Origin of the sequence: uncultured Porphyromonas sp. (genome assembly GCF_938046015.1) — a bacterium.
In the GTDB taxonomy this organism is placed as follows: domain Bacteria; phylum Bacteroidota; class Bacteroidia; order Bacteroidales; family Porphyromonadaceae; genus Porphyromonas.
Genome location: NZ_CALIXW010000027.1, coordinates 22,123 through 44,610, shown reverse-complemented (window position 1 = coordinate 44,610; position 22,488 = coordinate 22,123). Strand labels below are relative to the sequence as shown.

Annotated in this window: 21 protein-coding genes; 13 read left to right on the top strand and 8 right to left on the bottom strand. The window is 63.6% G+C overall.

The genetic code is table 11. From position 1 onward, the window contains the following. The first annotated feature begins 351 nt into the window (after positions 1-351). On the top strand, positions 352-2,343 hold the full coding sequence (locus Q0248_RS03060) for a hypothetical protein (protein WP_299319599.1): 1,992 nt from the start codon (positions 352-354) through the stop codon (positions 2,341-2,343). A 61-nt stretch (positions 2,344-2,404) separates the two neighbouring features. Here Q0248_RS03060 and Q0248_RS03055 read toward each other — a convergent pair whose 3' ends face one another. The 8 genes from Q0248_RS03055 to Q0248_RS03020 form a co-directional block, all read right to left on the bottom strand. Next, positions 2,405-2,851, bottom strand: a complete 447-nt coding sequence (locus Q0248_RS03055; RefSeq protein ID WP_299319598.1) for a single-stranded DNA-binding protein — start codon at positions 2,849-2,851, stop codon at positions 2,405-2,407. A gap of 7 nt (positions 2,852-2,858) precedes the next feature. Continuing rightward, positions 2,859-3,548, bottom strand: a complete 690-nt coding sequence (gene tsaB / locus Q0248_RS03050; RefSeq protein ID WP_299319595.1) for a tRNA (adenosine(37)-N6)-threonylcarbamoyltransferase complex dimerization subunit type 1 TsaB — start codon at positions 3,546-3,548, stop codon at positions 2,859-2,861. A gap of 7 nt (positions 3,549-3,555) precedes the next feature. After that, positions 3,556-4,308, bottom strand: a complete 753-nt coding sequence (locus tag Q0248_RS03045; RefSeq protein ID WP_299319594.1) for an exodeoxyribonuclease III — start codon at positions 4,306-4,308, stop codon at positions 3,556-3,558. Between the two features lie 27 nt (positions 4,309-4,335). Beyond that, positions 4,336-4,995: a 7-cyano-7-deazaguanine synthase QueC gene (queC, locus tag Q0248_RS03040; RefSeq protein WP_299319592.1), complete on the bottom strand. Its 660-nt coding sequence runs from the start codon at positions 4,993-4,995 to the stop codon at positions 4,336-4,338. Between the two features lie 75 nt (positions 4,996-5,070). Beyond that, positions 5,071-6,753 (bottom strand): putative transporter, encoded by a 1,683-nt coding sequence (locus tag Q0248_RS03035; RefSeq protein WP_299319590.1) that lies wholly within the window; start codon positions 6,751-6,753, stop codon positions 5,071-5,073. Positions 6,754-6,994: 241 nt separating this feature from the next. Continuing rightward, complete coding sequence (locus tag Q0248_RS03030) at positions 6,995-9,313, bottom strand: UvrD-helicase domain-containing protein (protein WP_299319588.1); 2,319 nt, start codon at positions 9,311-9,313, stop codon at positions 6,995-6,997. Between the two features lie 122 nt (positions 9,314-9,435). After that, positions 9,436-10,107 (bottom strand): GNA1162 family protein, encoded by a 672-nt coding sequence (locus Q0248_RS03025; protein ID WP_299319585.1) that lies wholly within the window; start codon positions 10,105-10,107, stop codon positions 9,436-9,438. Then, positions 10,088-10,462 carry a DUF4810 domain-containing protein gene (locus Q0248_RS03020; protein ID WP_299319582.1) on the bottom strand — a complete coding sequence of 125 codons (375 nt, stop codon included), beginning with the start codon at positions 10,460-10,462 and terminating at the stop codon, positions 10,088-10,090. The genes Q0248_RS03025 and Q0248_RS03020 overlap by 20 nt, the downstream gene beginning before the upstream one ends. Before the next feature lie 428 nt (positions 10,463-10,890). On the opposite strand from Q0248_RS03020, the gene Q0248_RS03015 reads away from it, so the two are divergent. From Q0248_RS03015 to Q0248_RS02960, 12 genes are all read left to right on the top strand, one after another. Beyond that, positions 10,891-11,277 (top strand): rhodanese-like domain-containing protein, encoded by a 387-nt coding sequence (locus Q0248_RS03015; RefSeq protein ID WP_299319580.1) that lies wholly within the window; start codon positions 10,891-10,893, stop codon positions 11,275-11,277. Between the two features lie 289 nt (positions 11,278-11,566). Next, on the top strand, positions 11,567-12,373 hold the full coding sequence (gene bamD, locus Q0248_RS03010; RefSeq protein ID WP_211788983.1) for an outer membrane protein assembly factor BamD: 807 nt from the start codon (positions 11,567-11,569) through the stop codon (positions 12,371-12,373). A 50-nt stretch (positions 12,374-12,423) separates the two neighbouring features. Beyond that, positions 12,424-12,750 (top strand): DNA-directed RNA polymerase subunit omega, encoded by a 327-nt coding sequence (locus Q0248_RS03005; RefSeq protein ID WP_211788984.1) that lies wholly within the window; start codon positions 12,424-12,426, stop codon positions 12,748-12,750. Positions 12,751-12,768: 18 nt separating this feature from the next. Beyond that, entirely contained in the window at positions 12,769-13,230 is a 462-nt protein-coding gene (locus Q0248_RS03000) for a DUF4293 domain-containing protein (protein ID WP_299319575.1), read from the top strand. Positions 13,231-13,380: 150 nt separating this feature from the next. Next, complete coding sequence (gene purB, locus Q0248_RS02995) at positions 13,381-14,721, top strand: adenylosuccinate lyase (RefSeq protein ID WP_299319573.1); 1,341 nt, start codon at positions 13,381-13,383, stop codon at positions 14,719-14,721. A 317-nt stretch (positions 14,722-15,038) separates the two neighbouring features. Then, positions 15,039-16,403, top strand: coding sequence for a DUF389 domain-containing protein (locus tag Q0248_RS02990; RefSeq protein WP_299319570.1), 1,365 nt, complete (start codon positions 15,039-15,041; stop codon positions 16,401-16,403). A gap of 411 nt (positions 16,404-16,814) precedes the next feature. Further along, positions 16,815-17,255, top strand: a complete 441-nt coding sequence (locus Q0248_RS02985; RefSeq protein ID WP_299319567.1) for a PepSY-like domain-containing protein — start codon at positions 16,815-16,817, stop codon at positions 17,253-17,255. 48 nt (positions 17,256-17,303) lie between these two features. Next, positions 17,304-18,014: a superoxide dismutase gene (locus tag Q0248_RS02980; RefSeq protein WP_211788989.1), complete on the top strand. Its 711-nt coding sequence runs from the start codon at positions 17,304-17,306 to the stop codon at positions 18,012-18,014. A 430-nt stretch (positions 18,015-18,444) separates the two neighbouring features. Further along, positions 18,445-19,587, top strand: a complete 1,143-nt coding sequence (locus Q0248_RS02975; RefSeq protein WP_299319563.1) for a hypothetical protein — start codon at positions 18,445-18,447, stop codon at positions 19,585-19,587. Positions 19,588-19,611: 24 nt separating this feature from the next. Next, positions 19,612-20,307: an SAM-dependent methyltransferase gene (locus Q0248_RS02970; RefSeq protein WP_299319560.1), complete on the top strand. Its 696-nt coding sequence runs from the start codon at positions 19,612-19,614 to the stop codon at positions 20,305-20,307. A gap of 4 nt (positions 20,308-20,311) precedes the next feature. Beyond that, positions 20,312-21,754 (top strand): RNA methyltransferase RsmF, encoded by a 1,443-nt coding sequence (locus tag Q0248_RS02965; RefSeq protein WP_299319558.1) that lies wholly within the window; start codon positions 20,312-20,314, stop codon positions 21,752-21,754. Then, on the top strand, positions 21,744-22,487 hold the full coding sequence (locus Q0248_RS02960; RefSeq protein WP_299319555.1) for a methyltransferase: 744 nt from the start codon (positions 21,744-21,746) through the stop codon (positions 22,485-22,487). The genes Q0248_RS02965 and Q0248_RS02960 overlap by 11 nt, the downstream gene beginning before the upstream one ends. Position 22,488: the final 1 nt, after the last annotated feature.

The following is a 22,488-nucleotide window of genomic DNA, read 5'->3' as shown; positions in this document are numbered from 1 at the left end:
ACGAAGGCTTTGAGGGTCGCCCCTGTAGGGCTTTAATATCTATTTGTCTGAGCTACCCAGGGTTTGGTCGCCCTTACAGGGCTGCGCACCCTGGGCTTTGGACGGGTCGCCCCTGAGGGGCTTTCCCAATCCGCTCGAGCAGCATGTAGGACTGGCCAGCTCATCCCGATCTATCCTATCCTTTGGCAAAATATCAAAGGGAGCGCTATCTGTCTGCTTGTTTGGAGTAGGCCTTGTTCCTAGGCCTTGTCCTGCCGTCTGTAGGCTGAGTGTAGCGAGTGCGCGGAATCAGGATAAGGGCTAAATGACTAACTTCGCAGTAAGCCTGATACCTAGTCTCGTCTACTACCTATGAAGCCAATGAATGACCTTGGAGCACAGCTCGTCCTCGTGCTGCTACTCTGCCTTTCCCTTCCTTATCCTAGCTTTGCGGAGGTCGCTATGCCCGCCGCAGACTCCCTCCCCGCGCTCAGTGCGCCTCGGGATAGCCTCCTCGGACGGGAGGCTTGGGGTGCTTGGATCGAGGAGCAGCAGGCCCTCGGTGTGCTCGAGGAGGACGAGGCGGGGCAGCTCTATGCTCTCTATGAGCGGCTGAGGCTCGCGCCGCTGGAGCTCAATATGCTGCATGAGGAGGAGCTGCGGCAGTTGCCCTTCCTCTCCGACTATCAGATCTATCAGCTGCTTCGCTTCCGTAGCGATCAGGGGCAGCTGCTCTCGATGGGGCAGCTGAGCCTAGTCCCAGGCTGGGATGCGGCGACGCTGCGGCTCTTCGTTCCCATAGCCGTCTGCCGCTACGCCCCGCCTACTGGCAGCCTCGCCGTCCTCGAGGGGCGCGGACAACTGGAGCTAGGCTACAGGCGGTGCGAGGGGCAGAGGCCGCGTGCGGGGCAGCTGGGGGCAGAGGATGCGGCGCTCCTCTCGGCCTACTATCAGCGGCAGGAGCGGCTGCAGCTCTATGTGGCGGGGGCGAAGGGCTACGGTGAGCCTTGGAGCTGGCGCGGGCGGCGCGGCTTCGACAGCTACAACCTCTCGCTGCGGCTGAGCCGTGAGGGGCTGCTGCGGCAGCTGGTGCTGGGAGACTACAGGATGGCGCGCGGCCTGGGACTCGTGCTCGGGCAGGGCAACTATCCGCTGGGGCTTCGCTCCTACCGCCCTAGGCTGGGGCGGGGACTAAGGCCCGTACAGCACGCCACCGAGCAGCGCTTTTCCCGAGGACTGGCCTGCGTGCTTGCTCCAGCACGGGACTGGGAATTGGGCTTCGGCCTCTCCCTGCGGGCACTTGATGCCACGCAGCGGGGCTCTTCGTCGCGTCTGCAGCTCAGCGAGGCGGGCGTACATCGGACGGCGAGCGAGCAGGCACGGCGGGGCGCCCTCGAGGAGCGGATGCTAGCGGGCTGGCTGCAGTACAGCCACGGGCGTGGGGCAGTGGCCGTGCAGGCGGCCTATCTGGATTGGGGGGATAAGGAGCTCCAGCTGCTGCCGAGCGCTCCTGAGCTCGGCGCGCGCCGCCGCCTTGTGCTGGGGAGCCTGAGCTACCACTGGCACAGCCCGCAGGCACAGCTGAGGCTGGAGGGCGAGCTAGCCTCTCAGAGCGGCGGAGGCTGGGCGCTGGCGCAGCATCTGAGCTGGGGGCAGGGGGTGCTGGGGGATCTAGGGCTCGGCTATTGGCGCCTCAGCCCCAGCTATTGGAATAGCCTCGGGCGCGGGCTGGAGCATGCGGCCTGGGTGCATGGCGAGGAGGGCGCACGCCTCTACTGGCAGCTACCCGAGCTGCTGGCCTATACGCGGCTCACGCTGCAGGCTGAGGCCTATCACCCGTTGGGTGCACTGCGAAGGGGGCAGAGGGAGGGTGGCCACTGGAGCTGGGTCGCCGAACTGAGGCATCAGCTCGACGCCGCAGGACGGAGCTTCCTTAGCCTCTGGTGGCGGCGTGCTCAGCGCGCCGAGGGGACGACGAGCCGCCTGAGGCTACAGCTCGAGCACAGCGGCCGTATGATGGAGCTGCGCTGTGGGCTCCAGCTTGTCCCGAGCGCGCTGCGACACGCCTGGGCGCTCTATGCCCGTATCCGTACGCAGCTGAGTCCCGCGCTTCGCCTAGAGCTCGGGGCGGACTACTTCGACGCCCCGAGCTGGCAGCAGCGGCTCTATGGCTACCTCCCGCGAGGGCGCCACAGCTACGCCCCGCAGCTGCTCTATGGTCGGGGCTATGATCTGGTGCTGCGCCTAGCTGGGCACCTCGGAGCTCGCTGGCAGCTGGAGGGCGAGGCCAGCTACCAGCGTCAGTTCGTCCCCGCACGCCCCAGCCTAATGCACTACGCCCTGAGCTGCATCTACCGCTACTAGCGGTGCGATGTGGCTCAGGGCGTAGCCTGATGGGAGGGGAGGCCTTGTCGGAGCGCCTTCTCTAGATCAGCGGATCTTCGTCTGAGCTGGGGCTGTAGGCGCTGAGATCGAGCTGGACCTCCTTCGCGGGGCTGCTGGCGGCGGGCGCAGCGGGCTGTACGGCGGCGCGCTGCTGCAGCTGTACGTGCTGGCAGACGATCTCCGTGGTGGGCTGACTGAAGCCTGCCTTGTCCGTCTCCCGTCCGTACTCGAGGCGTCCCGCCACGGCGATGGTGTCCCCCATAGCCACGTGCTGCTCGACGTAGATACCTGGGGCGCCGCGCAGCACGACGCGGTGCCAGGCACGCTGCTCATAGAGCTGACCGCCCTCACGCTGGGTGATCTGCTCGCGCGTCTCGAGCCGTAGGCGTACCTCGGGGTAGCCAGGGGCGAGGTAGTGCACGCGGGGGCTGTCGGTGACGACGCCCGTGAGGATGACCTGATTGATGGGGGTGGGGGAGCTGCTCATCGGTGGGCTAGCGCTGCAGGACCTTGTTCTTGGCTACGACGGCTACGTATTCCTTGAGGTAGTTGGGCGTCCAGTAGGCCGTGTCGACGAAGGTCTCCGCTTCGTAGAGCTGGGTAGCCAGCGCGACCATGTCCTTAGCCTCGGGATACAGCAGCTCCTCGAGGAGCTCGTAGTGGCCCTCTGGCCAGAGACCCTTGACCTTGAGGGCGCCGTCGCCGAAGAAGAGGTGCTCACCCTCGGTAGCGAGGCTTTGCTCTGCCTCCAGCACAAGGGCGCTGTCCTCACTGAGGCGTCGCCCCGCGGCGTCAAAGGTCGCGGTATAGATCTCCATGCGGCGTGCGTCCAGCATGGGATGCAGCGTGGCCTGCGTCTCGGGACGTAGGCGGCGAGCACCAGCGGTAAGGATGGCGAGTGTGTCCACGGCGATGAGCGGTAGCTGCATCCCCAGGCAGAGGCCCTTGGCGAGCGAGGTGCTGATGCGTAGCCCCGTATAGCTGCCTGGGCCTGCACTTACGGCGATGGCACGCAGCTGCTTGCCCTCAGCCTTCAGCTGCCCTAGTAGCTCCTCGACCATAGGGGCAAGGGCAGCGGCATGTCCCCCCTCGGGGGCGCTCACTGAGCGGGAGGCTAGGAGCTCTTCGCCCCAGCCTAGGGCTGCACTGCAGTGGCTGGTGGCGGTCTCGATGCAGAGTATCATGAGGGGCTTAGTCTAGGATGAGTTCGACGGGGCAGTGGTCGGAGCCGAAGACCTGATCGTGGATCTCGGCCGAGCGGAGACGGGGCGCTAGACGCGCTGAGGTGACGAAGTAATCAATACGCCAGCCTGCGTTGCGCTCGCGGGCTCTACCGCGGTAGGACCACCAGGAGTAGCGCTCCCGCGCCTCGGGGTGGAAGTAGCGGAAGGTGTCGACGAAGCCCGCGTCCAGCAGCAGCTGGAACTTGCCGCGCTCCTCGTCGGTGAAGCCCGCGTTGTGCCTATTGGTCTTGGGGTTCTTGAGGTCTATCTCTTGGTGCGCTACGTTGAGGTCGCCACAGACGATGATGGGCTTCTTGGCATCCAGTGCCACGAGGTAGCTACGGAAGGCATCTTCCCACTCCATGCGGTAGTCGAGGCGGCGCAGCTCATCCTGTGAGTTGGGTGTGTAGACCGTGATGAGGTAGTAGTCGGGGTACTCGAGCGTAATGACGCGCCCTTCCTGATCGTGCTCCTCCTGCCCGATACCATAACTCACGCTGAGCGGCTCGTGGCGGGTGTAGATGGCCGTACCGGAGTATCCCTTCTTGACGGCATAGTTCCAGTAGCTCTGATAGCCAGGGAGCTCGGCATCGAGCTGCCCTGCCTGCATCTTGGTCTCCTGTAGGCAGACGAAGTCAGCGTCGAAGCTGGCGATGATGTCCGGGAAGCCCTTGCCGAAGACGGCGCGTAGCCCGTTGACGTTCCATGAGATGAACTTCATTCCTGTGATGTGTGCTTGGGGTCTCTTCTATTCTAGATATGGGGTGGGGTCCTCGATACCAGCCTCGGCCATCGCCTCACGGCGCTCGACGCAGGTGCCACAGCGGCCACACTGTACGCTGCCACCCTCGTAGCAGCTCCAGGTCTCGGCATAGTTGAGGCCGAGGGCCTTGCCGTGGCGGGCGATCTCGCCCTTGCTGATGTCTGTGTAGGGGGCACATACCTCGACGCCGAGGCTGGTGCCCGCGGCAATCGCCTCGTGCATGGGACGGATGAAGGAGGCGCGGCAGTCGGGGTAGATGGCGTGGTCGCCGAAGTGATTGGCTATGTAGAGGCGCTGGAGGCCGCGGCTCTCCGCCAGGCCCGCAGCTATGGAGAGCATGATGCCGTTGCGGAAGGGGACGACGGTCGCAGCCATGTTCTCCTCGTCGTAGGCGCCCTTGGGGATCTCCCCGCCGCCCTCTAGGAGCGTGCTGCGGAAGTACTGGCCCATGAAGCCTAAGGGGATGATGATATGCTCGATGCCTAGGCGCTGGCAGTGCAGTGCCGCCATGGGGAGCTCCCGGGCGTTGTGCTTCGAGCCGTAGTCGAAGGAGAGGGCGAGGGCGATATCAGCCTGATACTCGTAGAGCAGCGTCACGCTGTCCATGCCGCCCGAGAGGACGATGAGTCCTTGCTTTGTATTCATTAGTCTCTGGTCTCTGTACTGGTATAATGCCCCGCTAGGCTGCTTGGTTCAGTGGCGCACCACTAGGGGAAGCGCCTAGACGAAGAAGCTGAGGAGGATCTGCGCCGAGATGATGCGCACGAACATCGCCACGGGGTAGACGATGGCGTAGGCTACGGAGCTGGAGCGCGACTCATTGAGTGACATCGCGTAGTCCAGGGCCATGGAGTTGGCCATCGCCCCGCAGAGCAGCCCTACGGTCTCGGCGTGCGTCTTGCGATAGCCGAAGAGCGACACGATGCCGACTAGCAGCGTGGGCAGCAGGGTGATGAGGAAGCCGAGGAAGATCCATAGCAGTCCGTCGCCGTGGATGATGGTCTCGAAGAAGTGCGCGCCGCTGGCGAGCCCCAGCCCCGCTAGGTAGAGGATGATGCCGAGCTGCTTGATCAGCTGCGTGGCGCTATTGGTCATGTAGGTCGCGATCCGCAGTCGTGGGCCGAAGGCACCCATGAGGATACCTATTATAATAGGCCCGCCAGCTAGCCCCAGCTTGATCGGCATGCTGAGCCCTGGAATTGCTACGGGGATCGAGCCCAGGATGCAGCCGAGGGCCAGCCCAGCGAAGAAGCTCACCAGCTTGGGCTTGTCGAGGGTGTTGATGGAGTCGCCGATGAACTTCTTCGCCTTGGCGATTTCCTGCGCCTCGCCTACGACCGTCAGGCGGTCACCGAGCTGTAGGTGCAGCTCGGGCGAGGCGAGGATCTCGATCCCAGCACGGTCGATGCGGGTGATGTTGATGCCGTACTCGTTGCGCAGACGTAGGGCGCCGAGCTTGATGCCATTGATCTTGCCGTTGGTGATGATCAGGCGCTTGGTGATGAGCTGGGCGTCGATGGCGTCCCAATCGATGTCGGGGCGGTTCCAGTCGCGCGACTCGGAGCGGCGTCCGAAGAAGGCCTCCAGCACGCCGAGATCCTCCTCGTGGATCAGCAGGAGCAGGTGGTCGCCCTCCTGCAGCAGAGTCTGTGAGGTGGGGACGATGAGCTTGTCGCCGCGCCAGACGCGGGAGATGATGAAGTGCTTCTCCTGTAGGCGGACCACCTCGAGGATGCTCTTGCCGAAGAGTCCAGGGTTCGTCAGCTCCAGCTCCGTGATGTAGGTGGTCTTGCCCTCGAGGCGGTCTTCCTTCTGCCGCTTGGGCTCTATGACCTGTAGGATGAGGATCGCGAGGATCATCCCCACGACGCCCAGCGGGTAGGTCAGGGCGCAGGCCAGCGCCAGGTCAGCTACCTGGCGGGTGCCCTCCAGCCCGACGATGTCCTGCAGGGTGCTCTGTACGGCCGCCAGCATGGGGGTATTGGTCACGGCACCCGACATGATGCCCATCATATTGGGCATGGAGATACCGAAGCAGTAGTGGAGGATGACCACCAGCAGCAGGCCCAGGGTGATGAGCAGCAGCCCAAGACCATTATATAGGATGCCCTGACTCTTGAGCGAGGGGAAGAAGGAGGGGCCCACCTCGACCCCTAGCGCATAGACGAAGAGCGTCAGCCCCAGCGTCTGAGCAAAGCTGCTCATCTCGGGCTGGACAACCACGCCGAAGTGCGCCGCCAGGATCCCGACGAAGAAGACGAAGGTAATGCCCAGTGAGATCTTGCCTATGCGCAGCTTGCCCAGGATCAGCCCCACGGCTGACACGAGGGTGAGTATTACGAGAGTCTGGAGTACCGACGGCTCGACGAAGACCATGCGGCACCAAGAGTAAACTGCCTCCATATGTCACTAATTAGCTAGCTGGGCGGCCCTGTCTAGCCGCCTTGGCCTGGACAAAAGTAGCACTTTTATAGCTAAGCCCACGCCGCCGAGCCTGAGCCGAGCGCCGCTCTCGGGTGTGTCGTAGCGCCTTGCCCCCTTACCTTATATACCGATAGAGCGCTTAGGCAAGCAGCCCCCTAGTCCGATCGTGGGCTAGGGGGCTGCTTGCTTAGGGGGGGAGGATAGGCTAGGCGAGCGGAGCTTAGTCCAGCAGCTCGAGCTGGGCGAAGCGCAGTAGGAGCTTCTTGGTGTCACCGGCGTCGAAGGCTACGGTGGCCTTGGCGTCGTCGCCTGCGCCCTCTAGCTCCATCACCTCGCCCTCGCCGAAGCGCTTGTGCAGCACGCGGGAGCCGATACGCAGCTTCCCGATGCGACTGACGGGCTGCGGCGCCTCTTCGCCTGCCTTCCTACGGCCGACGAAGACCTTGCGGCTAGGGCGTGCGGGACGGGCCTCGAAGACGGGGGCGGCGCTGAAGTCCATCGGCAGCTCCTCGCTGTAGCCTCGCCGCGCGCTGCCGTAGCCCGTGCTGCTACCCATGCTGAGTGATGTGTCCATACGGAGCAGCTCCTGGGGCAGCTCACGCAGGAAGCGGCTGGGGCGGCAGTACTCGGTACGCCCGTTGCGGAAGCGCTCGCGGGCGTAGCCTAGATGACAGCTGCGCTCGGCACGCGTCAGGGCTACGTAGAAGAGTCTTCGCTCCTCCTCCAGCTCGCGCCCTACATTGCTCATCATCGAGGGGAAGAGGTCCTCCTCCAGCCCGAGGATGAAGACGTGGGCGAACTCCAGCCCTTTGGAGGCGTGGATCGTCATCAGCGTCACGGCGTCATCCCCCTCGCCTGCGGTGTCCTGGTCGGTCATCAGGGCGACCTCGCTGAGATAGCTGCCGAGGGTGGGCTGCAGGTCAGCCTCGAGGCTGGTGCGTACGTATTCGTCGATGCCGCCGAGCAGCTCCTTGATGTTCTCCAGCCGTGCCTTGCCCTCGCCCGAGCTATCGGACTGCAGGTCGGCCAGGATACCCGTCTGGCGGATGACGCGCTCTACGACGGCATAGAGGTCCTGCTCGCTGCGGCTGTAGTCGCGGAGCTCATCGATGAGGGTGGCGAAGGCCTGGAGACGTGCTGCGGTAGGCTTGTTCACCGCTATGCCATAGCCCAGCGGGTCGTGTAGCACGCGGCTCAGGGAGACGGCCTCACGCTGGGCGGCCTCGCGTACACGCAGTACGGTGGTGTCGCCTATGCTTCGCTTGGGATAGTTGATGATGCGCAGTAGGGCCTCCTCGTCCTGCTCGTTGATCAAGAGGCGACAGTAGGCGATGACGTCCATGATCTCCTTGTGGTCGAAGAAGGAGCGCCCGCCGTAGATGCGGAAGGGGATACCGAGGCGGCGGAAGACCTGCTCGAGGGTGCGGCTCTGCGCATTGGTGCGGTAGAGCACGGCGATGCTGCTGTAGGGCTCGCCCGAGCGGACGAAGCGGCGGATCTCCTCGCCTGCCCAGAGCGCCTCGAGATCGCCCGTCATGGCCTCATGCACCTGGATGGGCTCGCCCTCCTCTTCCTCGGAGAAGACGGCCTTGGGGATCTGGTATTCGTTCTGAGCGATGATGCGACCCGCTGCGGCTACGATGGTCTGGGTGGAGCGATAGTTGCGCTCGAGCTTGAAGACACGTGCCCCAGCGAAGGTCTTCTCGAAGCTCAGGATGTTCTCGAGGTTCGCTCCGCGGAAGGAGTAGATGCTCTGGGCGTCGTCGCCGACGACGAAGATCTTGCCTTTCTCCTGCATCAGCTGCTTGGCCACCATGTACTGGGCGAAGTTGGTATCCTGGTACTCGTCGATCAGCAGGTAGTCGATGCGCTCCTGCCACTCGCGCAGCACATCGGGGTACTCGCGGAAGAGGATGTTGATCTGCAGCAAGAGGTCATCGAAGTCCATGGCGTTGGCCTGCTTCAGCTCCCGCTGGTAGTGGCTGTAGATCTCCGCTACACGGGGGATGCTGCTCTTGGCGTCGTAGGTCAGCAGCTCCTTGTAGGAGGGGTAAGCCTCGGCCGTGATCAGTCGGTTCTTGGCCGAGGAGATACGGCTGTGCACCACGTTCGGCTTGTAGATCTTGTCGTCGAGGCCGAGCTGCTTGATGATGCCCTTGATGCGGCTGCGGCTGTCACTCGTATTATATATGGAGAAGTCGGGCGTGTAGCCCAGTAGGCTGGCGTGCTGCCGTAGGATACGTAGGAAGACGGAGTGGAAGGTCCCCATACGGATGTGCCGCGCCGCAGCCCCCGCCCGCTGGCTGATACGCTCGCGCATCTCGCGGGCCGCCTTGTTGGTGAAGGTCAGTGCCATGAGCCCTTTGGGGTGGTAGCCCGAGTCGATGAGGTAGAGCAGCTTGTAGACCAGCACGCGCGTCTTGCCGCTGCCGGCTCCAGCGATCACGAGGGCTGGGCCATCGTCGTAGGTCACAGCGGCACGCTGGGCGTCATTGAGTTCGCTGAGGTAGGGGAAGTCGAGGGGGGCTGCGCCTTGCATAGGGGAGCTTGCTTAGGTCTATAGGGGAGATGAACGTAAGGGAGCGGGGCTGAGGTGGTAGGACCTCAGCCCCGCTCCTCTGAGGGCACAAAGATACGGAATTACCTGCGGGGCTCCGTTCGCTAGGGCTCGCGCTCGCGCTCCTTCATATCCACGTAGTGCCGCTTGTGGTAGGGGCCGTAGGGGAGCTCACCGATGCCGAAGTCCTGCACTCGGTCGATCGCGTGCCGTGGCGACCTGAAGAGGCTCGTCAGCGCATTGAAGAAGAACTGGAAGATGTGCGTGCCGACGGATTCGTCGCGGAAGTCCACCACGCTATCGTCGATCACTCCGCTGACGCGGCGATTGATGAGGGTCTCACCCGATCGGAGCGAACGTAGCTCGTAGCCAATGTCAATCCGCGTCTCCCCTTGGCCTCTATTCTGCTGCCAGTCGAGGATGGTCGTATAGAGGGCGGCATCAGCGCCGAAGAGCTCCACGAGGTAGTGGGGCTCCATCGTGCGGTAGAACTCCAGCCCGCCGACCCCGACGAGTGCCGAGACAACGCGCGGGCTGATGACGTAGTAGCCCTGCTCGCTCAGAGCGCGCACACTGGCCTGTAGTAGGGGCTGGTCCAGCTGGGCTCCTCCGCCCTTGTTGACCACAGGCATCAGGAGGATGGTGCGGGGGCGCTCGGCGTAGAGCTTGCTGTAGTTGTCCATGCGGCTGCGCTGCACGTGGGTGTTATTCTGTATGCTGCAGCTGCTCAGGGCGAGGAGGGCGCCTAGGGCTAGGCTAAGGGCGTGGAGCTTCATCCTTCTGTAGACGCTTGATGAGACGTGTGATCATAGGGCTGCTCTCGGGGTAGAGCTCCATCTCCTGGCGGAGGTAGTGTAGGGCCTCCTCCCGGCGCTCGAGTTGCCAGAGGAAGAGTCCGTACTCGGCGCAGCGTCCAGGGGCGGGGCGGCGTAGCTGGCCACCGGGCTGCTGTATGGCCTTGAGGTAGAGCTGCTCCAGGGTCTTGGCGCGGCTAGGGGTGAGCTTCTTGGGCTGCAGGTCGACCAGCGTGTCGTACTGTTTCCACGAGTAGAGCGTGCGGCGGCCGCAGCTGGAGGCGCTGAGCGTCAGCACGAGGGCGGCGAGGGCGCAGCCTAGGGGGAGGGTCCTCATATTATAGGTATATACGTGTCCTTGGGGGAGCGGCGGCGGGAGCCCGCCCTGCTCAAGGCGCAAAGATATAGGGAATTGCGCACGCGCGCAAGGGGGGCGCTGAGAGGCTTCCCGCAGGGGGGCGAGGCCTCCACGCTCTTCTGCCGTGCTCCTCCGCCTTATCCTTGAGGCGTTTTGAGGGATACCCCTCAAAGCGCCCACTGATATCCCTCAGCTCCCTGACTGCCGTCCCTCAGCTTCTTGACTGATATCCCTCAGAGGGCCTCGAGGCTAGGACGGCTGTCCGCTCAGTCCCTTAGCCTCGCCTGCGCGGCCTAGGTGGGCGGGTGCGTAGGAGTAGGGGAGAGGGTGGTTTGCAGGGAATTCTCGACCTTTGTGCCCAAGGAGGGGAGGGCGCTCCCCTCGGGCACCATTACCTGTCGTTCATTATGAAGCATCTCTTTATGACCCTCGTCTCTACCCTCGGACTCCTCTCCAGCACGACTGGCGAAGAGGCCATCCCCCTGCTCGCTCCTAAGGCCTTCCAGGCCGCTTTCCAGGTCGATAGCACGGCTGTGATCCTCGACGTACGTCGCCCCTCAGAGTTCGCCGAAGGGCATCTCAAGGGCGCCGTGCTCCTCGATTGGCTCAGTGATAAGGCCTTCGTCGAGGGGCTGGCGAAGCTCGATAAGAGCCGTACGCACTATGTCTACTGCCGCAGTGGCCATCGTAGCCATGCTGCTGCTACGCTGATGCAGTCCCGTGGCTTCAAGATCGTCGAGCTGAAGGGCGGCTACCTCGGCTGGGTCTCCGAAGGGCTCCCCGTAGAGAAGTGAGGCCCTCCCCACTAGACGCTCCTAGAGCTGCTGGGGCAGCCTCCTCCTAGGGTGAGGGGGCTGCCCCAGTGTGTCCTGCGTCGGGTGGGGCCTCGGGCGCCTCAGTATGGGGCAGGCGTGGAGCCTCATCCCCTGCAGTGGGGGACGCGGGTGGGGGAGGCGTGCTGCGGCCCTAGCTGGGGAGGTGTCTCGCTATACTGAGGCGACTTCCTTGGCCGTTTATTCGTCTGAAACTAGTATCTTTGCATGACCCTGCACCCGCGTGCATGGGTACAGACTAATGTATGTTATGATCAAGAGACTCTCTATAGCGGCCTTCGGGCTACTGCTCCTCTCCTCCTGCGGCGAGTACTATCGCGTGCAGAAGTCCACGGACGTGGCCGAGCGCTACTCCTATGCCAAGAAGAGCTACAACGAGCAGAAGTACGGCCGTGTGGTCAGTCTGCTGGAGGATGTCGTACCCTCGCTGGTCGGCACCGCCGAGGGGCCGCAGAGTACCTATCTCTTGGCTAACTCCTACTTCGAGCAAGGGCAGGAGGCCGACGCCGCCCGCTACTTCCAGAGCTACTACACGAGCTATCCCAAGGCTCCGATGGCCGAGGAGGCGCACTTCAAGGCTGGCTACTGTCTCTATAAGGCTTCGCCCGACGCGCGCCTCGATCAGTCCGCCACGCTCGGCGCGATCAAGGAGCTGCAGACCTACCTAGACCTCTACCCCGAGGGGGGACACAAGGGGGAGGTGGAGCAGATGCTCTTCGACCTGCAGGACAAGCTTGCCTACAAGGAGTACCTAGCGGCCAAGCTCTACTTCGACCTAGGCCTCTACCTGGGGAACAACTATGAGTCGGCCGTCATCACGGCGCAGAACGCACTCAAGGACTTCCCCTACACGCGCCACAAGGAGGATATATACTTCCTCATCCTGCGTGCCAAGTATGAGCAGGCCGAGCTCAGCGTCCCCGAGCGTCTCCAGGAGCGTATCCGTGAGGCTCTCGATAGCTACTACGCCTACGTCAACGACTTTCCCGAGGGCAAGTACCGTAAGGCCGCCCAGCGCATCTACGAGCGCATGAACAGCCGCAAGACGCAGGACTAGCCGCCGCCCTTCCCTCCCTCAAGACGATATCTACAGACAATAAAGAGAATATGCCCAAGTACAAGAAGAACGTACCGACCAACACGATCAGCCGTGACATGGTCAGCCTCAGCAAGGATACGGAGAACATCTACGAGACGGTGATGATCATCGCTAAGCGCGCCAACCAGATCGCTCAGGAGACGAAGCAGGAGCTGGAGGCGAAGCTGCAGGAGTTCGCCGTGTACACCGATGAGAACCAAGAGGTCTTCGAGAACGAAGAGCAGATCGAGCTGTCGCGTCAGTACGAGCGCCTGCCCAAGCCTACGCTCGTAGCGGCGAAGGAGTACGAGGACGGCGAGCTGTACTACAACATCGCCGGTCGCAACAAGAAGTAGTCCCCGACGTCTACCGCTATGTGGCAACGTATTCAGACCCTCTGGCTGCTCCTCGTAGCCCTGGCTATGGGCGTCTTCGCCTTCCAGGACATCGCCATCTTCACGATGGATGAGGGCACCTACTGCCTGCTCAATAACTGGGGCATCTATAACGGTGCCGACGGCCTCGTCCAGCACCGCGTCTACGCCATCGGGATCCTCAGCTGGCTCACCTGCCTCGGTGCGCTCGGCCTCATCGGGCTCTACAAGCGCCGCGTGCTGCAGATGCGCCTGACGATCCTCCTGGCGCTCGTCATCTTCGGCGAGCTGATCTACATCGGCTTCGTTAGCTATGCCTTCTGCTTCAACAATACGGCGAGCTTCGGCATACGCTTCCCGCTGGCTCTGCCCATCATCTGCCTCCCGCTGCTGTATCTGGCTGCGCGACGCATGATCTACGACGAGACCCTCGTCCGAGCCTCCAATAGACTCCGAGACTAGGCAGTGTATCCCCTCGTCCCGACCCCACAGTAGACGAAGCGAAGTCTTACCCCTTGCCCCTGCGGCAGCCTTGGTAGGACTTCGCTTTGTCGTATCCCCCCGCTTATCCTAGTCTACACTTCACCATCCCTAGACCCACAGTCACAGCTCATGCAGTTCGATTCCCTACAGGCGATCTCGCCTATCGATGGCCGCTATCGTGCCCAGGCCGAGGCCCTCGTCCCCTATTTCTCTGAGGAGGCCCTCATCCGCTACCGTGTACGCATCGAGATCCTTTACTTCATCGCCCTCTCAGGCGAGCTGCCCAATCTGCGCGGCGTCCTGAGCGAGGAGCGCCTAGAGCGTCTCCACGACATCTACCTCAGCTTCACGAGCGCTGACGCAGCACGTATCAAGGACATCGAGCGTATCACCAACCACGATGTCAAGGCCGTCGAGTACTTCATCAAGGAGAAGTTCGACGAGCTTGGACTGGCCGATGAGAAGGAGTTCGTACACTTTGGTCTGACGTCTCAGGACATCAATAACACCGCCTTCCCGCTGATGATCCGAGAGGCGGTAGAGCACGTCTATCTGCCCGAGCTGGGTGGGCTGGTCGATCAGCTGCAGTTCTATGCAGAGGAGTGGGCCGACGTGGCTATGCTGGCCCGCACACATGGGCAGCCCGCCTCCCCGACGCGCCTGGGGAAGGAGCTCGCGGTCTATGTCTACCGCCTGCAGGAGCAGATCAAGACGCTCGAGGCCCTGCCCCATACGGCTAAGTTCGGCGGTGCGACGGGCAACTTCAACGCCCATGCCGTGGCCTATCCAGGACGTGACTGGCGCCGCTTCGGGGCGGACTTCGTCCAGAGCCTAGGCCTGCAGCGCGAGGAGTATACCACGCAGATATCGAACTACGACCAGCTGGCGGCGCTCTTCGACGTCCTGACGCGCATCAACGTCATCCTCATCGACCTGGCGCGTGACTTCTGGATGTACATCTCGATGGACTACTTCAAGCAGCAGATCCGCGCGGGCGAAGTTGGCTCCTCGGCTATGCCGCACAAGGTCAATCCTATTGACTTCGAGAACGCGGAGGGCAACCTCGGGATGGCCAATGCCGTCTATGGCTTCCTGGCGCGCAAGCTCCCCATCTCTCGCCTGCAGCGTGACCTCACCGACTCGACCGTCCTGCGCAACGTCGGCGTCCCCCTGGCACACAGCATGATCGCCCTGAAGAGCCTACGCAAGGGACTGGGTAAGGTGCTCCTGAACAAGGAGGCGCTGTACCGCGACCTAGAGCACAACTGGGCCGTCGTGGCCGAGGCGCTCCAGACGATCCTGCGCCGCGAAGGCTACCCCAAGCCCTACGAAGCGCTCAAGGCCCTGACCCGCACCAATGAGGGCATCACCGAGAAGTCGATCTACGAGTTCATCGAAGGGCTGCCCATCAGTGCCGAGCTCAAGGAGGAGATGCACCGCATCAGCCCACACAGCTACACTGGGATCTAGGCTCCCGCCTTCCTTCCCTTAGCCTCTCTAGAGAGGCAGGAGCCCCGCAGTGATCTGTCCCTCCAGAGTGGAGCTGGGAGCGGTCGCCGCGGGGCTCGCTTGCCTCTGTAGTCTGGGACTATACGCAGACTCCTGGCTCCAGCATCCCACCTAGCTCCGCACCACTTGCTGGCCTCGCTCCCGCCTTGGGGGCCTTGGCTGAGCATCCTTTGGGACTTCACCTTCCCCTTTCACTTTGTATTAACATCTCCCTGCGGCATAGCGCTCGCGCTGAGCGCTCCTTTCACCTGCCGCAGGCGCTTACCAAGCTCTCCTATATGAGTATACTGCAGCGCATACGCGTCTTCCTCAACCTGCGTCCTGTCCTCGAGGACGAGCAGCTCGTCGTGGCCGAGATCACGCAGGGCGTCTCCTTCCGTGGGGCCAACCTATGGATCTTGATCTTCGCCATCTTCACCGCATCGCTGGGCCTCAACGTCAATTCGACGGCTGTCATCATCGGCGCGATGCTCATCTCCCCGCTCATGGGCCCTATTATAGGTATGGGGCTAGCGGTGGGGATCAATGACCCTGACCTCCTGCGACGGGCGGCGAAGAACTACACTCTCGCTACGCTGATCAGCGTCCTGACGGCTATGGTCTACTTCCTCATCAGTCCGCTGGGGGAGGCGCAGTCCGAGCTGCTGGCGCGTACCTCACCGACGATCTACGACGTGCTGATCGCCTTCTTCGGCGGTGCGGCAGGGATCGTGGCGCTGGCGACGCGTGGGGGTAAGAGCGGTAATGTGCTGCCGGGCGTGGCTATCGCTACGGCGCTGATGCCGCCGCTCTGTACGGCGGGCTACGGGCTGGCGACAGGGCAGCTGCTGTACTTCTTCGGTGCCTTCTACCTCTTCTTCATCAATACGGTCTTCATCGCACTGGCCACCATCATAGGCGTGCGGCTGATGCGCTTCACGCCGCACAGCTTCCTGACGCCTGAGCGTGCCAAGCGTGCGCGCCACATGCTCACCCTGATCGTCATCGCTACGGCGCTGCCTGCGCTGTGGATGACGGCCGACATCGTGCGCAGCAGCATCACGGCGGCCAACCTGCGGAGCTTCGTCAAGGGCGAGCTGACGCAGTCGGGTACGCAGATCCTCTCCAGCGACCTCGACCGCGGGGAGCGGACGCTACGTATCGTGGCCGTAGGCCGTGAGCTCAGCGAGCAGAGGCAGCAGGAGGCCGCCGCGCGCCTCTCGGACTATGGCCTCTCGGGCTATCAGCTCTCCGTGATCCAGGGGGTACAGTCCGATAGCATCCTAGCGTTGAGTAGCCAGCTGGAGCAGCGCCTGAGCGTGCAGGAGCAGCAGCGCCAGCAGCTGCTGCAGCTGACGCAGGAGCACGCGCTACTGACGGATCGCCTCGAGGGCTATATGCGCTACGAGGAGCTGAGTCGTCAGCTGCAGCCCGAGCTCAGGGCGCTCTTCCCTGGGGTGCAGCGCCTGGCGCTTGCCCCCGTGGCTGAGCCCGAGGGGGACAGTACGCTGCGCTATGTCCTGGGCCTGCTGAGTCTCGAGGGGACTGCGGAGCTCTCGGCAGCCGACCGCGAGCGTCTCGAGTCCTGGCTCCGTACGCGTCTCGGCGGGGATAGCCTCCTGCTCGTGGAGCGCTCCACACCGCGTGGGCGTCGTACTCGCTAGTTGCTCATGCTCGCGGGCTGGGCTCAGGCCACGGCCTACCCTAGCAGCCTCCTTCGTCTAGCCTCGCTTTAGGCGAAGGTGCTAAGAGATACTAGCAAAGACTTGGCCTTAGGGGGAGGCCTCCTGAGGGATATCAGTCAGCGCTCTTAGGGACGTCCCTCAGCACACTGACCGACGGCAGTGAGCTCCGCGAGGGATATCCCTCGTGGAGCTTTGCTTTAGGCGGCTACCTCGCTCCGCCGCCTTCCCGCCCTCGCTCCAGGAGCCTAGGGCGGAGCTTCGCACTCCGCGCTTGGCATCCCTTGCGGCGGCAGTAAGTACACAAAAAGCAAGGGACTGCGAACCTTTCAGGAGGCTCAGCGGTTTTATAAACGTTCACATACATATTACTCACACTTTTACCTGAACGTTATGAAGAGATTCTTTGCCTTTGCCCTAGCCCTGATCGCGATCTCGATCACCGCACTAAAGGCGGACAATGATCGCATCATCACCTTCAACCAGCTGCCCGTGGCAGCTCAGCAGTTCATTAAGTCTTACTTTCCTGATCGTACGGTCGCCTATGTCAAGGAGGATCGTGAGCTGACGGGTAAGACCTATGAGCTACGCCTCTCCGACGGCATCGAGATCGAGTTCGATGGCAAGGGGAACTGGCAGGACGTCGATGGAGACCGCGTGCACATCCCTACGGGCTTCATCCCCAAGGGCGTCCTGAACAGCCTGAACGCAGCACATCCCGGCGATCGCATCGTCAAGATTGAGCGCAAGTGGCACGGCTACTATGTCGAGCTTGCCTCGGGCCTGGATGTCCTACTCAACAAAAGCGGTAAAATCACCGGCTACGACGACTAAAACACACACAGCACACTTACACCACACACATCACAATCCCCTAACTCAATGAGACGATATCTCCTGACCCTACTCTTGGCTAGCCTCGGGCTACCGCTATCCACCTCCTCGACGCTGCAGGCGCAGACGACGAGCCCCGCCACCACCCAGAGCTACGAGCTCATCAAGCTGCCCTACGCTAGCGACGCCCTAGCGCCTGTCATCAGCAAGCGTACGGTAGAACTGCATCACGGCAAGCACCTAGCGGGCTACGTCTCCAAGCTGAACAGCCTCCTCAAGGAGTCGGGCATGCCAGGCTCCGACCTGGTGCGCCTGGTGCGCTACAGCTCGGGGGCTATCTTCGACAACGCGGGCCAGCTGCTCAATCATAACCTCTACTTCCTACAGTTCCGCCCTGCCACAGCCGAGGCGACCAAGCCCGTAGGAGCATTGGCCAAGATGATCGAGGCGTCTTATGGGAGCTTCGAGGCCTTCCAGAAGGCCTTCGAGCAGGCTGGGGTCTCTATCTTCGGATCGGGCTGGCTGTGGCTGGCCTGCGATGCCGAGGGCAAGCTCTACATCGATAAGGAGCCCAATGCAGGTAACCCCGTAGTACGTGGGCTCACGCCCCTCCTCGGGATCGACATCTGGGAGCATGCCTACTATCTAGACTATGAGAACCGCCGTGCCGAGCACCTCAAGCAGGTATGGCGTATCATCGACTGGGAGGTCGTGGGCAAGCGCTACGACCGCCGTGCCGAGGGTGTCCGTCCCTACTAGGCACTCCAGAGCTCAGCTATAGGAGCGGGGCGAGCATCCATCAGGGTGCTCGCCCCGCTCTCTTTTGGGCCCTAGCGTAGGCGGTGGGCGTCGCGTGCGGGGAGGGCGCCAGGGCACGGTGGACGAAGGGCGGGCGAGGCGATCGCCTGAGGTGAGGGAGCTGACAGACATCCCTCAGCCTCCTGACGGCTATCCCTCACGAAGCTGACGGACGTCCCTCAGCTTCTTGGCTGATATCCCACAGAGGCCTCTGCCTTAGGTATGAGCTTCGCGGGAGCTATGGCCTCCCTTTGCTGGGTCCTTAGCTGGGGGAGGGTGGGGGCTTGCTGGCTGCTTGGTTTACTCTAGGCGGGAGGAGAAGGCTGCCCAAGGGGAGCTACGCGCCGCGAGCGAACTGAACCCTGCCCCCCAAGGCTTGTTATAGCTATACATGACGACGCAAAGCAGATATCTCCACGCACTACGCCGCCGCCTCGGGCTGATGCAGCTCCCCTTGCCTACGGAGTTCTTCACCTTCCCCGTGGGGCTGGTGCTGAGCCTTTTCCTCCCGCCCTTGCTGGCGCTCCTAGGGGCAGCTCTCGGCCTGGGCCTCGGCATCCTGCTGCTCTGGCTGGTGGGTGGCCTAGCGGCCAATCGTCCCAGCGTGGGGCGCTCGCTCTTCGTCCTGCTGCTCTGGGCTGCACTGGCCCTGAGCTTCGATGACTTCTATGAGCACCCGCTATGGCTGCAGTCGCTGCTGCTCTTCAGCTACATCACCAGTAGCCTTGTGGCTGGGATCTATCGTTGGGGACGCGACCGCTGGGGTACGCTTAGCTGTGGCTGCCTGCGCTCGCGTATCCTTAGAGAGGAGCGGCTACGCTTCGAGCGCATCCTCATCGCCTTCTCTCTGGTGACCCTCTGTGCTATCTCGGCCTGCGTCCACCTCTGTCCCGTGGAGTGGGGAGCACTGCTGCAGTACTTCGCCATCTTCGTGGCGCTCTTCACCTGGGGTGTCTATGCCTTCGAGTCCCTGCACCTGCTGTGGGTCAATAAGCGCCTAGACCGCGAGCAGTGGATCCCCGTAGTGGGCGACCAACAGCAGCAGCTGGGGCGCGTGCCGCTCACCGATGCGCGTAGCGACCAGGGACGCCTGCCCGTGGTGCGCCTGATGGCTACGACCGGCGACATGCTCTACCTCGAGCACGCCGAGCGGGAGCAGCTGCCGATCGCCGCGGGCTATGATACGCCCTTCGTCAGCTGGCTCACCGAGGGCTGCCGCCCCGAGGCGCTGGCGCAGCTGCTGATCGATCAGCGCTTCTGCGGCGTACGCCGAGCCCGCCCGCGCTTCCTCCTGCACTACCATGAGACGCTAGAGGGGCAGCCGCTCAGCGTCTACCTCTACGCCGTCGATATCGCCGAGCCCAGCCAGCTGCTCGTAGACTGCCAGCCGCAGCAAGGGCGCTGGTGGCCGCTGGAGCACATCACCGCGCAGCTTGGGCAGCTGGACTTCGCTCCTTACCTACGTGCCGAGCTGCCCTATCTCGAGCAGACCATCCTCTTGGCGCAGCGCCTGCGTCAGGGCGCTAGCCTCTAGACCTCCCTGCCACTTACCCCTTCTATGATCTACCTCATCCCCGTACCGCTGGCGGACGTGCCCCACGAGACTTGCCTGCCCGAGTACAATAGGCAGCTGCTGCCCCAGCTGCGTCACTTCATCGTGGAGAACGTACGCTCGGCACGCCGCTTCCTCAAGGCGGCTGACCGCAGCATCGATATCGACGCCTGCACCTTCTACGAGCTGAACAAGCACACTCCCGCCGAGGAGCTGGCGCGCTACCTAGAGCCCGCCCTGAGGGGAGAGGACATGGGCATCATCTCCGAGGCGGGCTGTCCCGCCATCGCCGACCCGGGGGCGGATGTCGTGGCCCTAGCTCAGCATAAGGGGCTACGCGTCGTCCCGCTCGTCGGGCCCAGCTCCATCCTGATGGCCCTGATGGGTTCGGGCTTCAATGGGCAGCGCTTCGCCTTCCGCGGCTACCTGCCCATCGAGGAGGCCGAGCGTAGCCGTACGCTCCATGAGCTGGAGCAGCGCCTGCGCTCCACAGGGGAGACGCAGATCTTCATCGAGACCCCCTACCGCAATGTGCAGCTGGTGGAGCAACTGATCCGTCACTGCTCGGGCGACACGCTGCTCTGCATCGCCTCGGGGCTGACGGGGGAGGGCGAGCTCCTGCAAACGCGCCGCCTCAGTCAGTGGCGCGGGCATATCCCCGATATCCATAAGGTACCTACCATCTTCCTGATCGGACGCTAAGCCTATGCCCTTGACTACGCCGCTACCTGCCGAGTTCGTTCGGCTCATCCAGCAGCTCCTGCCTGAGGAGGCCGAGGCCCTGCTGGGCGCGCTCGAGGGAGAGGCCTCGGTCTCTGTGCGCCGCAATGCCGCCAAGTGCGCCGCCCTGCCCTCCGAGCTCCCGCTCGCTGGGCCCGTGGCTTGGTCCCAGGGGCTCGGCTACTACCTCAGTCGCCGCCCGAGCTTCACCGCTGATCCGCTGTGGCATGCGGGGCAGTACTACGTGCAGGAGGCCTCGTCCATGACCTTGGCCGCCATCAGCCCCTACCTCGGGGAGGAGCCCCTAGTAGCCCTTGACCTCTGTGCCGCCCCTGGGGGGAAGAGCACGCTGCTGCTGGACCTGCTTCCTGCGGGCAGTACCCTCGTGAGCAACGAGTACGTCCGCAGCCGCGCGCATATCCTCACCGAGAACCTCCAGAAGTGGGGTCCGCCCTACAGCATCGTCACCAGTACGGACGCTGCTAGCCTGGGGCGCATGCGCTCCAGCTATGATCTCATCCTCGTGGATGCCCCTTGCTCGGGCGAGGGGATGATGCGCAAGGACGAGGAGGCACGGCGTCAGTGGTCGCCCCAGCTGGTCAGTCAGTGCGCTGCCCTACAGCGCAGCATCCTCGAGGATATATGGCCGGCGCTCGCCCCAGGCGGGCTGCTGGTCTACAGCACCTGCACGCTGAACGGACAGGAGGACGAGGCGCAGGTGGCCTACCTCGTGGAGGAGCTCGGCGCCGAGCCGCTCAGGCTGCAGGCGCTGGAGCCCTTCGTCGCGCCCTCAGCCCTCAGTCCCTATCCCTGCTACCGTATGATGCCGCACCGCACACGTGGGGAGGGGCTCTTTCTTGCCCTGCTGCGCAAGCCCAGTGCAGCAGGCGAGGCGAAGTCCTCCCACGGGCGTAAGGCTAAAGGCGCCAAGGCGGGGCGCAGCGCGAGCGTCAAGCCCCCGAAGGAGCTCCTCCCGTGGCTCGAGCCCTCCCCAGCACTGCAGTGGCGCATGCTGGAGGAGACGCGCCTGCTGGCACTGCCTGATCCCACTGCCCGCCTCCTAGAGGAGCTCGAGGCGCTACGTATCCCCGTGCTGAGCGCGGGGCTGCAGGTGGCCGAGCTCAAGGGCCGTGACTGGCTGCCGCAGCCCGCACTGGCACTGAGCCAGCTGCTGGCTCAGGAGGCCTTCCCCCGTGTGGAGCTGACGCGGCAGGAGTGCCTGCGCTACCTCGCTGGCGAGGCCTTGACGCTGCCCCCCGAGACGCCGCGCGGCTTCGTCCTCATTTGCTATCAAGGTGCGCCCTTGGGCTTCGCGAAGCACCTCGGCAACCGTACGAACAACCTCTACCCCCAGCCCTGGCGCATCCGTCAGCTGGATGCCGTGCTGCGCCGACTAGAGGAGTCCCAGCCTGAGGAGGATGTCCAGTAGCGCGGAGATCTTCCACTTCCGCCAGTTCGAGCTCAGGCAGGGGCGGGCGGCACAGAAATGTGGGACGGATGCCCTGCTGCTGGGCGCTTGGCAGCCCACGCGTCTCACCCCCCCGCGCCGCGTCCTCGACGTCGGTACGGGTACGGGCGTGCTGGCCCTGATGCTCGCCCAGCGCTACCCGACGGCCGAGGTCGAGGCCTGGGAACTGGAGGCGGGGGCCGCAGCCGAAGCGGCGGAAAACTTCGCCGCCTCCCCCTGGAGCACACGCCTCAGCCTACGGCAGACGGACTTCCTCGCTGCGGCGACGACGGAGGAGCCTGCCCGCTATGATCTCATCCTCTCCAATCCTCCCTACTATACCGAGACGACCCTTGCCCCCGAGGCGAGCCGAGCGCTGGCGCGCCACACGCTCGGGGGGAGTCTCTCTCCCGCCCTGCTGCTGCGCTATGCACCCCGCCTCTTGGAGCGGGGTGGAGCACTAGCCCTCATCACGCCTGCCGAGCAGCTCGAGGCGCTGCGGCAGCAGGCCGTCAGGAGCGGCCTCTACCTGTCGGAGTGGGTCGCCGTCTCCTCGCGCCCCGCTCGCCCCGTGCGTAGCCTCACGCTCTGGCGCCGTATCGCCGAGCTCACGAGCTACCAGCCCTGTCTGTGCAGCGAGCTCGTCCTGCAGGAGGCAGACGGCTCACCGAGCCTCGACTACAGGCGCTGGACGGAGGCCTACCTACTGGGCTAAG